This is a genomic window from Sphingobium cloacae, from assembly GCF_002355855.1.
GTDB classification, from domain to species: domain Bacteria; phylum Pseudomonadota; class Alphaproteobacteria; order Sphingomonadales; family Sphingomonadaceae; genus Sphingobium; species Sphingobium cloacae.
Genome location: NZ_AP017655.1, coordinates 1,640,552 through 1,653,101, shown reverse-complemented (window position 1 = coordinate 1,653,101; position 12,550 = coordinate 1,640,552). Strand labels below are relative to the sequence as shown.

The following is a 12,550-nucleotide window of genomic DNA, read 5'->3' as shown; positions in this document are numbered from 1 at the left end:
GCTTCATCGGGTGAAGGAGCGGGCATGGCGTTATCGATTCCGAAGGTAGCGGCAGGCGCGCAATTTTGTATCGGCCTCGGCGCGCAGGCGGACAATGATCGGCGAATCCAGAAGCGCTTTGCGCCATCGCGGCTTGCAGCCGTGATGAGGAAGGCGGACCGCGCCGGCCCCGGAGCGATCCAGCCGGGCGCGGCGCTTCCCGGGGCAAGGCCCGATCATGCGGACGGCTGCGGGCGGGGCATCAGCGGGAGCCGCAATTCATGAAGGTCATCATTCTTGGCAGCGGCGTGGTCGGCGTCACGTCCGCCTGGTATCTTGCCGAAGCCGGCCATGAGGTCGTGGTCGTCGACCGCCAGCCCGGTCCGGCGCTGGAGACGAGTTTCGGCAATGCAGGCGAGATTTCGCCGGGCTACGCATCGCCCTGGGCGGCGCCCGGCATTCCCATGAAGGCGCTCAAATGGTTGTTCATGGAGCATGCGCCGCTCATCCTGCGGCCGCAGGTCGATATGGCCATGCTGCGCTGGCTCGTGGCGATGCTGCGGAATTGCACCGCCTCGCGCTATGCCGTCAACAAGAGCCGGATGGTGCGCATCGCCGAGTTCAGCCGTGACCGCCTCATCGACCTGCGGCAGGCGACGGGCATCCAATATGATGAACGGTCCCGGGGAACCTTGCAGTTGTTCCGCGATCCGCGACAGCTGGAGGGCATCGACAAGGATGTGGAGGTCCTGCGGGCCGATGGCGTCCCGTTCGAGATCCTCTCGCGGGACGAGTGCATCCTTGCCGAGCCGGGCCTGGCTTACAGCAAGGAGTCGATCGCCGGCGGCCTGAGGCTGCCCAATGACGAAACCGGCGATTGCTACAAGTTCACCAACGCGCTGGCCGAGATGGCGGCCGCCAAAGGCGTGAGCTTCCGTTATGGGGTGGATATCCAGGGCCTTGTCACCGCCGGGGGCGCGGTCGCCGGCGTGTCCACCAGCGCGGGAACGCTGGAAGGCGACGCCTATCTGGTCGCGCTGGGCAGCTATTCGCCGGGGCTGGTGCGTCCGCTGGGACTGCGGCTGCCGGTCTATCCGGTCAAGGGCTATTCGATCACCGCCCCCATCGTCGCCGCCGAGCGGGCGCCCGTCTCCACCCTGCTGGACGAGAGCTTCAAGGTGGCGATCACACGGCTGGGCGATCGCATAAGGGTCGGCGGCATGGCCGAGATTTCCGGCTTCAACAACAGCCTTCCTCCGGCGCGCCGCGCGACTCTCGAACATTCGGTGGGAACGCTTTTCCCGGAGGCCGGCGATCTGGCGGGCGCGACCTATTGGTCGGGCTTGCGGCCGATGACGCCCGACAGCACCCCCATCATCGGACGGACGCGCTATTCCAACCTGTTCCTGAACACGGGACATGGAACGCTGGGGTGGACGATGGCGTGCGGTTCCGGCCATGTGATCGCGGACATCATCAGCGAGCGCGATCCCGCAATCGATACGAGCGACCTGTCGCTCGATAGATATGACAGTCACTGAAGAAGAAAGGACGAATTGATGGCAATCCAGCGTTTAGACACCGGCCCGCGCATGAGCCAGGCGGTGATCCATGGCGATACGATCTATCTGGCCGGACAGATTGCGGCGCCCGGCCAGGATGTCGCCACGCAGACCCAAGGCGCGCTGGCGCAGGTGGACGCTCTGCTGGCGCGGGCGGGCAGCGACAAGAATCACCTGCTGAGCGCCACGATCTGGCTGGCGGACATGGCCGACTTCGCGGCGATGAACGAAGTGTGGGACGCCTGGCTGGAGGGCGTCGAGGCACCGGCGCGGGCGACGGGCGAGGCCAAGCTGGCGACGCCGGACTATAAGGTCGAAGTCATCATCGTCGCAGCGAAGAGATGATTGCGGCGGCAGCGCGCCTGGCGCGCTGCCGTCCACCCCCTTTGGAAGGAGGATCTGTGTCATGAAGCTCTATTACGCGCCTTATGCCTGTTCGCTGGCCGTCCACATCGTCGCGCTCGAAGCGGGGGTGAGCCTGGACCTGGTAAAGGTCGACCTGGACGGTTACACGCTTCCGGACGGTTCGGATTATCGGTCGGTCAATCCCCGCGGCTATGTGCCGGTGCTGGAGTTCGACGATGGAGAGCGTTTGACCGAAACGGCCGTGCTGGTGCAGTATCTGGCCGACAGCGGAAGCCATCGCGAGCTTTTGCCCGCCTTCGGCACGCGCGAGCGGCTTCGGGCGCAAAGCTGGCTCAATGTCATCGCGACGGAATTGCACAAGACGTTCAGCTGGCTCTGGCGCGACGACACGCCCGAGGAGACCAGGCAGATCGTGCGCGCCAAGCTGGCGGATCGCTTTGCCGAACTCGACGGCCTGCTGGCCGCGCAGCCCTTTCTCACGGGAACGCAGTTCACCGTGGTGGACGCCTATGCCTTTACCGTCGTGGATTGGGCCAATCATGTCGACATCGATCTGAGCGCCTATCCCAATCTGTCGGCCTTCATGGTGCGTGTCGGGGATCGCCCGTCCGTCCAGGCCGCCTTGCGGGAAGAGGGCGAATAGGAAGCTTTCGACAGGGCCGGCAGGACAACGTGTCCATCCGGAACCGTTGAACCGTGGCGTCGATCGCTTGGACGGGCCATGCCGCCGGGCAGCCCCTGACGGAGCGATCGACCCGACATGGAGCTTGCTCCAAACCCAGCCGCTATCGATATCTCCGACTGACGACCGCCGGTTGAGACGGGCCTATCCGGATCAGGCGCACGCCTGGACTTGGAGGAAGCCGCCGTCGCCGAAAATCAGGGGCCGCACTTTGCCATAGAGGCGGATCGAGCCCACCTTGCCGACGATGATGCCGTGGGTCTCATAATCGAAGGCGGCATCGGGCCTGGGCTCTCCATATGGCGCGGGACGATGAAAAGTCGGGGACCCCGGAAGTACGGGACATGGAGAGGAGAGAAGCCGTCCCTCCAGAGGCCCCCGACCTAGTGCGCTACCGCGGCTTCCACAAGTTCCACCCAAGTGAAAGCCGAACGGCAGCGCGCTATTCGGTATGCGTCGCCCGCCTTATTTCGCGGTGACGATCGACTGATGAGCCGCCTTGATCTGGGCGATGGCGGGCGTCCATGCGACATCCGCGATCTCGCTGAAATCCCGCCACTGCTTCTGCCAGGTGTCGCCGCCATTTTCGGACGTGAACAAATGGCCATATTTCGTGCCGGCCACGATCTGACGCGGGTTCGTGGGATTGACCGAAATTGCCCAGATGCAGGAATTGGGTTGCTGGGGCAGCGGCATGATCTCCCACTTCTCGGCCGCATCCCGCGAAACCAGAATTTTGCTGGTGGTTCCCGGCGTGCCGTCGGAGATGCTCAGGTACAGCGTGTCCTCGCTGCCGACCGGCTTGGTCAGCGCGCGGACATAATAAAGGCCGAAGACTTCCTTGGCGAGGATGCCGCTCCATGTCTGTCCGTCGTCGAAGCTGCGATAGATGGCATTGACGCACGCCACGACGATGACCTTGCGCCCATGGTTCGGGAGTACGACGATATTGTGGATGTCCGAATTGAAGTCCCACAGCAGCCGGTCATCCAGGCGCGTCCAGTTGTCGCCACCGTCGCGGCTGTAGAACAATCCGCCTTCCTCCAGGCCGAACCAGAGCTGATTGCGGTCCGTCGGATCATAGGCAAAGGCGAGCAGTCGCGGGCGGTTCACGCCGGCGCAGAATTCGGGAATCTCGACCGGCGCCCGGAACCAGCTTTCGCCCCCGTCGAGCGTCCGCCACAGCACCGCCCGCGAAGGCGCGCCGGTGCCGACGAAGATGCGCCTGGCATCCTGGGGATCGACCGCCACCTTCCAGACCGTCTCGCCGTTGAAGGGCGAGTCGACGCGTTCCCAGGTGCCGCCGGTATCGTGGCTGACGCACAGGCCGATGTCGGTGCCGGCATAGATCGTCTCCGGACTGTCGGGGCTGATGCTCAGCGAACGGGTGATCGCGTCGAATTCGAGGACCTGGCCAACGCCGAGGCGATTCCAGGTGCCGCCGTCGTCGGCGCTGCGAATGACGGCCTGCCCGACAGTCGCGACGAGAAGTGTTCCGCTACTCATTTCATTTACCTTTCAATGCTGTTGCCGCAAGCGAGAAGTCTCGCGGGAATCGTCGGAAAGAAGGCAGGGTCCCGATCCCTGGGCGGAGGCGATATCGGGCCGCGTGCTCCGCCTCGCGTGGAAGAGGGGGGTGTCGATGCCGCCTCGCCACCCATGATCGGATCGGCGCGGGCGCGGGCAAGCATCGAACAAAACCGGATTCCCTTTCGTTGGCATGGTGCTTCTATGTCAGTTCCCGCTTGTTTGAAGATTGAGGGACGCCTTTCCATCGGCATCGACCTTCGTCTGGTTATTCTCGCAAATGAATTCCATGATCTTGTAGTCGTTGTTCCGTTTATACTGGAACGTGAACTCATATGGTTTCGTGAAATATTCCGGATCGTCGATCACGACCTTGCTTTCGAGCATATCGGGCGCCGTGAGCCGCATGCGTTCCGTGAGCTTCATGTTCAGGCTATGCGGCACGTTGAAGAAGCGCACGTCCGGGCGGACGCGGACGGTTTCGATGACCAGCGTGTCCCCTTCCCAATGGGCGACGGAATAGCCGTTGAAAGAGGGTTCGATCTCATCGAGCGGCGGCATCTTTTCATTGATGTAGACGCGGCGGGTCTGCGTCAGCAACTCGGCCAGCACGACGAGCCGCCTGGAGTTCTGCATGATCTCGATCGGGTAACGGGCGCTCATGATATCCGGCATGCCTTCGGGCAGGCAGCGCGTCGTCGGCGTGGCGAGCGGCGTCCCGGCGGCATCGGCGGCGCGCGATTTCTTGATGAACTCGGCATATTGCGTGGCGTAGGGCTCCTTCAAGGGGAAGGGGCCGTTGGGGGGAGGCGGATTGTCGGGATCGTCCCCGGCCCAGTTGTCCGGATACCGGGTCCAGGTGCCCGAAAAATCAGGCCTCTGGGAGGCATCCGCCTGCTGTACCGCGTTCGAGGAGTTTGACGATCCGTCACAGGCGCCAGTTGCCAGCAGGACCAGGCCCAGCAAGGGTAGCGCAGCAGCTTGCAAAAATCTCATGAGGCACTCTCCACCAATGGGCCGTCTTTTGCGCCCGCCTTAACAATGGGATAGTCATGGGGTATCATCGCATCAGCCCCCCAGTCTCGTTCCGTTTGCGAGCATGACCTCGCGGAGCAAGCCGCCGGGCCGTCCATTCCTGAACGGATTGAACATGGCGGTGATGCGATCCCCGGTCTGCATCGAATTATACCGCCATCCATTGCGCATCAGCATGTTGATGCTGGCGCTTTCGATCTTGTAAGTCACTTTCGCGCCTTGCGGGCCGGGCGCCGCGACTTCGATGCGGACATTGGGATTTGTCCACTCGAAGCGCGTCACCGTGCCTTCGATCCTGTCCGTCCGATGCTTGTCGAACATGGCGAAGGAATGATGCGCCGTCACCGGCGCCGAACCCAGCGCAAGCACCGGGCCCAACAGCAAGACCGTGCCAGTCGACCAGCGGCGCATGACGCGCCGCTGCGATGGCTTGGCCGTTGCTGATGGGGCTCCGGTGCGCATGTGCTCTGTCCAGCCTTCCCCTAGAAGTCGACGCGATATTGGACGCCGATCTGCCGAGGCCGGCTGACCGCCGCGCGTGGCAGGCGCTGGAAGGAACCGTTTTCCAGCATTTCCTGGCGCTCGAAACCGGCCGGATAGAGATCGCCGTAATTCAGTCGCTTGTCGAGGAGGTTCTTGCCGTAGATCATCAGCTTCGATCGTCCGAAGGTGATGCCGATATTGCCGTTGACGATGTTGAACGCCTGCCGGTTCAGGAAGCCGCCCGCGCTGTTGGCAACCTTGACGGACCCCGTATAGCTATAGTCCGCTCCGATGAACATGCCGATGCCGTCGCTCAACTCGGTCTCATAATGCCCGGCGATGGTGCCGGTCCATTTCGGAACCTGCACCAGACGGGTATTGGCGTCCTGAGGGATCAGGCCGGGATCGCGCAGAACGCCATCGGTATAGCCCAGACCGAGCTGGATGGTGAGCGGGATGTCGGCGAACGGACGGCCCGACACTTCGAGCTCGCCGCCGCGAATGCGCGCCTTGCCCGCATTGGAAACGAAGCCGAAGGTGCAGGTCGGGAGAAAGACCGATTGCTGGATGTGCGACCAGTCGATCTGGAATCCGGCGGCGGACACATTGAGGCGGCCATTGGCGAAGCTATTCTTGGCGCCGATTTCATAGCTCCACAGCTTGTCGGGCTTGTAGCGCAGCGCGTCTTCCCGCGTCAGGCCGATGTCGGCGAGGTCGCTCGAACAGATATCGGGCAGCGGCGCCTGCGTGCCGCCCACGCGGAAGCCCTTGCCCACGGACGCGTAGACATTGCCCTGCCGGCCGATCTTGTAGGAAATGACCGCCTTGGGGATCAGGCCGGACTGCTTGTTCTTGATCCGCGGAATGACTTCGCCACCCGGTTCGGTGAAGAAATCGTTGATCGCGACTTCATCCGACTTCTGCTTGATCCAATATTGGCGCAGGCCCAGGGTCAGCGTCAGCTTGGGCACGACTTCGTAGTAAAGCTCCCCGAACAGGGCGACATTGTCCTCATGGCTGGGGTAGCGCCCGCTCGCGATATTGCCCGGTTCGAACAGGCCTGATTCCTGAAGCGCCGGGAAGACGATCGGCCGCTGGCCGAAACTGTTGAACTGGTGCTGGTAGAATATGCCGAAGATACCCGACAGGTTCGGCAGCACCGTGCCCTCGTCGAAGGAAAGGCGCGTTTCATGCGTGAAGCGCCGGTTCTCCACTGCCGCCTGCGAGAAAAAGGCCGGGTTCCCGATATCGACGCCGTAGGTTTCGGTGATGAACTGATTGGTCCCTTCGGTGATATCCTCCTGCTCGTTCACCTTGCGGGCGAAATAGCTGGTGGAAGATACCACCGACATGCCCGACCCGGTGTAATTGAGGACGAAGGAGCCGAGGGCCCAGCGATCCTTGGAATATTCCTGGATGTCCCGATCGCGGTCGAGCGTGTAGCTGACCGGCTTGTAGCCGGGGAGCGGGACATAGGCGGCCGGATAGCCGTTCAGTTCGGACCACTGCCCGATGCCGCTCAGCGTGGCTTCCAGATCGTCGGCGAGCTTGACGCGGAGCGCGAGCGAACCGGCGTAGACTTCGCTGCGGCCCTGGCCGCCCTTCGTGACCAGCTGCCCCGAACCATCGGGGAACCGGCGCGAGATGAAGCCCGAGTCACGGGTATAGCCGAACGCGGCCTTGAGCGAGACCTGATCGGGGACAAGGACCACGCTGGCAAGGGCGTTGGCGTCCACGTCCGTTCCGGCATCGCGGGTTTTGCCGACCTGGGCCTGGACGGTGTAGCGGTTCTCGGTCAGGGACGGGCTGCTGGTGATGAAGCGCAGGTTGCCACCCATCGAACTGGCGCCGAACAACGTGCCCTGCGGTCCCTTCAGCACCTCGATGCGTTCGAGGTCGAGAACCTGCGGGCTGACCGAAGAGGGAACCGGCGTGTCGTTGATATAATAGGCCGTCGTGTTGAGGCCCGCCACGCCGCGGATGGTGGTCGTCCGACCGCCGCTGAAGCCGGTGGAGGCATAATCCGATCCCCCGCCATATTGGAAAGTGAGGTTGGGAATCTTCGTCGCATAGTCCGCGAACGACTGAATATTCTGGTTTTGCAGAAATTCCGACGAATAGGCGGTGATCGACGCGGGAACCTCCGTCAATCCTTCCGCCTTGCGGCGCGCCGTCACGACGATCTCTTCATTCGAAGCCGGGCGTGCTGCGCCGGCCTGGGGCGCGGGATCCGCCGAAGCGTCCTGCGCGATGGCCGGCGTGATCGCCACGAAGGAGGAGGTGGCGAGCAGGAATGCAATGCTCCTCCTGGAAATGGTTGCGAAAATTTCATGTCGCATCTTGGATCCTTCCCCTTTGATTCAGCCTCATTTTTAGGCTGCGGGTCTCCTGCACGAAAAAGGCACACGAGATTCTCGTTGGCATGGCCGATCTATAGCGATATGGCAACCCAAAGTCCATAAACAACATCATTGTTGCGTTAAGTAAACTTATTGCGTGGCGCGTGAAGTCGTTGTCAGGCGTCAAAAATATGTTTCCATATCAGTTGGATGAAAGAGGAAAGATGGAGCTGGTCCGCGCTGCGGGCCGTGTCGGGACGGGCGGGAGCACTTCGCGAGGGCGGAAAACCCGAGGCGCCTGCGATATGGGTAAACGATTATAGCTAAATTCGATGGATTGTTGAGTATACGGCATAGAATCCGGGCCATCGAGTCGAACCACGCCACCGAGGGGCGTTTCGAAAGGAGAGATTATGCGCAGTTATCCGATCATCTTCGTTGCGGCATTGGGCGCGGCGGCGGCGCTGGGCGGCTGTTCGTCCAAGACCGCCGATCAGGCCGGCGACAATCAGGCAGGGGCCGCGGCGGGCGCTGGCCAGGCCGGCGGCCAGCCCGGAAAGCCGGCCGGAACACCGAGCGAGATCGACAAGGTGTTGGACCAGCCGCTCGATCCCGCGCAGGACGGCATCATTGATGTCGGTGCAGGGGAACAGAAAGCCGCGCGATAGCCCCAATCCCGTGGCCGGGCCGGGCATCCGGGATCATGGGCGTCGATCGAAGGAAGGCACAATGCGTCTGCATCTCATTTCCTTGTCGGTATCGCTGGCCGCCGTCGCGGCGCTTGCCGGATGTTCCGAAAAGACGTCTGACCGGACGGTCGCCAATCAGGCCGGGGCCGGACAGGGCGAGGCCGCGTCGGCGGCCCCGTTCGACACATCGACTTCGATCCGGGAGCTGATGGATTCCACCGTGGATCCGGCTGCGGACGGTGTCTGGGAGTCGGTCGCCACGGTGTCGGACAGGAATGGCGTGGACAAGCGCCGGCCGCGGACCGAGGAGGAGTGGAAGGACGTCCGGCGGCATGCGATCACTTTGATCGAGGCCATGAATCTCGTCATGATGAAGGGCAGGCACGCCGCCCCGGCCGACACGCCGCGTCTGACCGGCGAACTGACGACCGAGCAGATCGATGCCTTGCTGGCGAGCGATCATGAGACCTTTGTCGCCTTTGCCCAGAATATGCAGAAGACCACGAAGGTTGCGCTGGCCGCCATCGACAAGCGCGATCCGGTGGCGTTGTTCGAGGCGGGAAGCGAAATCGACAGCGCCTGCGAAGGCTGCCATGTCACCTTCTGGTATCCTGACGGAGGCGATCCCCGCCTTCAGCACCTGAGGCAGAAATGAAGCGTCGGCTGCGTTCCTGCCGGGGCTGACGGAGAGGGCCGCGAGGCAATCGGCGGTTTCCGGCTGTTGGCGGATGGAGGTCGGCCGTCAGAATCCGCCAGCGTTTATTGCGCGCGCTCCGACATGTCGGCACGGACAGGAGCATCTTTCCTCGCAGGCCACATCCGGTCGACATGGAGCGGGCGCGCGATCAGCAATTGGCGGGAAATGTTCGATGGCCCGAATGTGCGCACCTCGTACAGCGCCTCGAAAGCCTCGCCCTTGCCCAATCGGGCCTGCAAGCGGCTGAGTTCGGCCTTGTCCGATGCGATCTGCGCTGCTTCCACCAGGGCGGGATCCCGCGTGCCGGCGATCACCAGGATCTGGTTTCCAGACGGCCCCGGGAGCCTGGCGAGATAGGCATAATCACGGCGCAGTATCCCCGTTCTGGAGGGATCGGCCCAGTCCGATTGAAAGCGATGCCCGCTCGCTCGATCCACGAGCGTGTCGCTGCTCGCCGATAGCGAAAAGCCGGAAAGACTGAAGAGAGGTTCCTGCAGTTCCCTGAGGGTGCTCAACAAGCCGACATAGACGATATCCTGGCTGGTCAGCATATCGTTGGTGAAGCGGGAGATCGTGATGGACCTGGGCGGATTGGCCTTTCCGGACCGCGCGGCTGTCACGATCGGGGCGATCGAGGCAAGGGCGGAGGCGAGCCCCTCCGGCAGATGATAGGCGTTCATGTCGACATAGGCCTTGTCGGCGCCGGGCGTATGCATCTTGTATTGAGTGAGGTCCTCGCTGGACGTGATGGCGGGATCGGCGATCATGCGCTGGATCGCGCCGTTCGGGCCTTGCTCGCCGAAAACATAATAATCGCCGGAAACGATCAGGGCCGGCGTGCGATCATTCGCCAGGCCCTTCCAGAAAATGGTGTCGAGGCGAGGGTCCCTGGACGGCTCATTCGCGAACCAGAACCAGCATAGCAGGTTGAGCGCGAGAAAGGCCACCGCCGCGGCAAGCCATCGCCATGCGCGCCGGTGCGGGCGTTCCATGACGGGATCGTCGCCATGATCCCCGGCTTCCGCATCCGCGGGGACGACAACGAGCCGGTATTCGCCGCGCGGGAGGATCAGGCGCTCGCCCTGCTCATCGGCCGGCACGGCATCCAGCTTTTTCCGGAGCCGATGGGCATAGACCCGGACGGTCGCATCGGCCGCCAGATCGACATCGGTGGACCGGCCGAACACATTCTGGGCAATGTCGATTTCCTTCGCCGCCGTGCCGGCCAGCGATCGCTCAAGGAGCAGGTCGAAGAGACGGTTGATTTGCAGCGATTTCCCGAGCGCGCCGCTCTTCCGGATTCTTTGACCGTGGGCGGTAAGCCGATCTGTATCGCTTGTTTCCTGCAATATCCCGCTCCGCTTCCTCATCGCGACCGTTTGGCATGGAAGGCGCGGAACGGGGCTTTTTGCTGATATTGGTGCGCGCTCGCCGGATTCGAACTGCAAAAACGGACCGGCCGCCTGGCGGGATAACCGGAATAGGGAGACATATCAGGTCGAGCGTTCTGAGAGGTGGACAATCGAGCCGAGCCTAAAAATCGACGCCTTTTTACATGCCCGGCACTGCCAGCGCAACAGTCACGCCGGATACCGGTCCCGGCCCTTGAAAAGATGGTTCAGCAGGGACGTTCCGGCATTTGCAGCACGAGACCGTCCAACTCGTCCGTCAGCTCGATCTGGCAGGCCAGCCGGCTGCTTTCCCGGAAGTCATCCGACAGCGCCAGTAGGCCGAGTTCGGTTTCAGGATGCGCTTTCCCGGTCCGGCCCAGCCAGACGTCATCGACGAAGACATGGCATGAAGCACAGGCGGCCTGCCCGCCGCAATCGCCACCGATGCCCGGCACGCCGTTGTTGCGGCCGGCTTCCATGGCGGAAACGCCCGCCGGGACGATGACCCTATGTTCCGTCCCGTTGGCTTCGATATATGTGACCGTCGTCATGAACGCTTCGCTTTCTATTGGGGGAGGGGGCGCCGCGGAACGGGGGTTCGCGCGGCGCTGACAGCCGTCGGCCGTTTCAGGAAGGGCTGTCGGAGGAGAGTTGCTGTCCGTCGCGATGGGGCTCATGCTCGCCCTGGCGCGACCACGCCTGCCGGAGATAGGCCCAGACGGACGTGAAAGGCTCGAGATAGAAAGCCTTGACGGTTCTGTGCGGATTGGCCTCGCCGAATTCTTCCTCGTTGAGTCCCCACCGCCAGGTTTCCCCCTTTTCGGGCAGGTAAAGCGTGCCGAACATCCAGTCCCAGACCGTCAGCAGAACCGCATTATTCTTGTCCCGATGACGGAGCTCCAGGCTGTGATGAAGATTGTGCATGACAGGCGCGAGGACGATCCTGTTCAGCCAGCCATAGGATACGGGCACGTGAACATGGGAGAAGACGTCGACGATGAAGAAGGCGGCATAGGCCTGTATCCCCACGGCGGCCACGGTGCCGGGATGCATCGTCGTGCCCGTCGCATAAAGCACCAACCCGGTCACGACGCCGCCGAACATGGCCGGGATGGCGTTCAGGATCAGAAATTCGATCGGATGTTGCCGGAAGAGCGTCCAGGGCGTCAGGGTTTCCGCGGTGTGATGCGGTTTATGGAGATTCCACAGGAAAGGCACCGTATGGCACCAGCGGTGGACCCAATATCCCGCAAAGTCCACGCTGAGGAAATAGACGATAAACTGGATGGCTACCATGGCCCATGCCGAATGGATCATGGGATCGCGGACGCCCAGTTCATGGCTGGCGTGGGCGGCTATATTCCCCGCGATGGCGAGACCGTTGATGGCCATGACGCCAATCAGGGGAAAACCGATCGCGAGGAGGAGGACGCCGTTCCATATATCGACACGGGAAGATGGATGGGCATATTGTTCCCGGGGGAATATCGAACCGATCAGCGAACGGACGGTCAGCGGGCCCTGCCTCTTCTCGGAGAGCATGAACATCACGGCTATGACGGTCACGAAAAGCGGAATACCCCAGGTCCATAGCTCCACCATTTCCAGCGTGGGCTCATAGAAGGCCGCGATCGAAGTCCAGATATCATGCTTCGCCATATCCTATCCTCATCCACGGCGCGTCTGCTTCGACCTGTCGTCAAGGCTTGAAGCGGCCTTGCCTCGAATATCAGTTCGCGCCTTTCACTATGGCCGACGGCCAGATGTTCGCCGCGCGCCCGTGCTTGGTCCGGAAGGAAG

The 12,550-nt window shown here is 62.5% G+C and carries 13 protein-coding genes; 6 read left to right on the top strand and 7 right to left on the bottom strand.

The features are described from left to right. Nucleotides 1–24: 24 nt before the first annotated feature. From SCLO_RS08000 to gstA, 4 genes are all read left to right on the top strand, one after another. Complete coding sequence (locus tag SCLO_RS08000; RefSeq protein WP_066516283.1) at nt 25–264, top strand: hypothetical protein; 240 nt, start codon at nt 25–27, stop codon at nt 262–264. After that, entirely contained in the window at nt 261–1,520 is a 1,260-nt protein-coding gene (locus SCLO_RS07995) for a D-amino acid dehydrogenase (protein WP_066516281.1), read from the top strand. Before SCLO_RS08000 ends, SCLO_RS07995 begins: the two co-directional genes overlap by 4 nt. Before the next feature lie 18 nt (nt 1,521–1,538). Beyond that, entirely contained in the window at nt 1,539–1,886 is a 348-nt protein-coding gene (locus SCLO_RS07990) for a RidA family protein (protein ID WP_066516279.1), read from the top strand. A 61-nt stretch (nt 1,887–1,947) separates the two neighbouring features. After that, nucleotides 1,948–2,550: a glutathione transferase GstA gene (gene gstA, locus SCLO_RS07985; RefSeq protein WP_066516276.1), complete on the top strand. Its 603-nt coding sequence runs from the start codon at nt 1,948–1,950 to the stop codon at nt 2,548–2,550. Between the two features lie 504 nt (nt 2,551–3,054). Here the strand turns inward: gstA and SCLO_RS07975 are convergent. From SCLO_RS07975 to SCLO_RS07960, 4 genes are all read right to left on the bottom strand, one after another. Further along, a complete protein-coding gene (locus SCLO_RS07975) occupies nt 3,055–4,095 on the bottom strand; it encodes a VPS10 domain-containing protein (RefSeq protein WP_066516274.1) in 1,041 nt (346 codons plus the stop codon). 228 nt (nt 4,096–4,323) lie between these two features. Next, nucleotides 4,324–4,902: a hypothetical protein gene (locus SCLO_RS07970; protein WP_231923388.1), complete on the bottom strand. Its 579-nt coding sequence runs from the start codon at nt 4,900–4,902 to the stop codon at nt 4,324–4,326. Nucleotides 4,903–5,184: 282 nt separating this feature from the next. Further along, nucleotides 5,185–5,613, bottom strand: coding sequence for a DUF6152 family protein (locus SCLO_RS07965; protein ID WP_123905465.1), 429 nt, complete (start codon nt 5,611–5,613; stop codon nt 5,185–5,187). A 20-nt stretch (nt 5,614–5,633) separates the two neighbouring features. Continuing rightward, nucleotides 5,634–7,973, bottom strand: coding sequence for a TonB-dependent receptor (locus tag SCLO_RS07960; protein WP_066516262.1), 2,340 nt, complete (start codon nt 7,971–7,973; stop codon nt 5,634–5,636). 413 nt (nt 7,974–8,386) lie between these two features. Between SCLO_RS07960 and SCLO_RS07955 the strand changes: the two genes are divergently transcribed. Next, nucleotides 8,387–8,641, top strand: coding sequence for a hypothetical protein (locus SCLO_RS07955; protein ID WP_066516259.1), 255 nt, complete (start codon nt 8,387–8,389; stop codon nt 8,639–8,641). Nucleotides 8,642–8,702: 61 nt separating this feature from the next. Beyond that, the gene (locus SCLO_RS07950; protein ID WP_066516258.1) at nt 8,703–9,317 is read left to right on the top strand and encodes a hypothetical protein; all 615 of its coding nucleotides are present in this window, start codon (nt 8,703–8,705) and stop codon (nt 9,315–9,317) included. 104 nt (nt 9,318–9,421) lie between these two features. Here SCLO_RS07950 and SCLO_RS07945 read toward each other — a convergent pair whose 3' ends face one another. The 3 genes from SCLO_RS07945 to SCLO_RS07935 all read right to left on the bottom strand — a co-directional run bounded on the left by SCLO_RS07945 (nt 9,422) and on the right by SCLO_RS07935 (nt 12,409). Further along, nucleotides 9,422–10,729: a helix-turn-helix domain-containing protein gene (locus SCLO_RS07945; protein ID WP_174521947.1), complete on the bottom strand. Its 1,308-nt coding sequence runs from the start codon at nt 10,727–10,729 to the stop codon at nt 9,422–9,424. A 248-nt stretch (nt 10,730–10,977) separates the two neighbouring features. After that, entirely contained in the window at nt 10,978–11,301 is a 324-nt protein-coding gene (locus SCLO_RS07940) for a 2Fe-2S iron-sulfur cluster-binding protein (RefSeq protein WP_066516254.1), read from the bottom strand. A gap of 76 nt (nt 11,302–11,377) precedes the next feature. After that, nucleotides 11,378–12,409 carry a sterol desaturase family protein gene (locus SCLO_RS07935; RefSeq protein WP_066516253.1) on the bottom strand — a complete coding sequence of 344 codons (1,032 nt, stop codon included), beginning with the start codon at nt 12,407–12,409 and terminating at the stop codon, nt 11,378–11,380. Nucleotides 12,410–12,550: the final 141 nt, after the last annotated feature.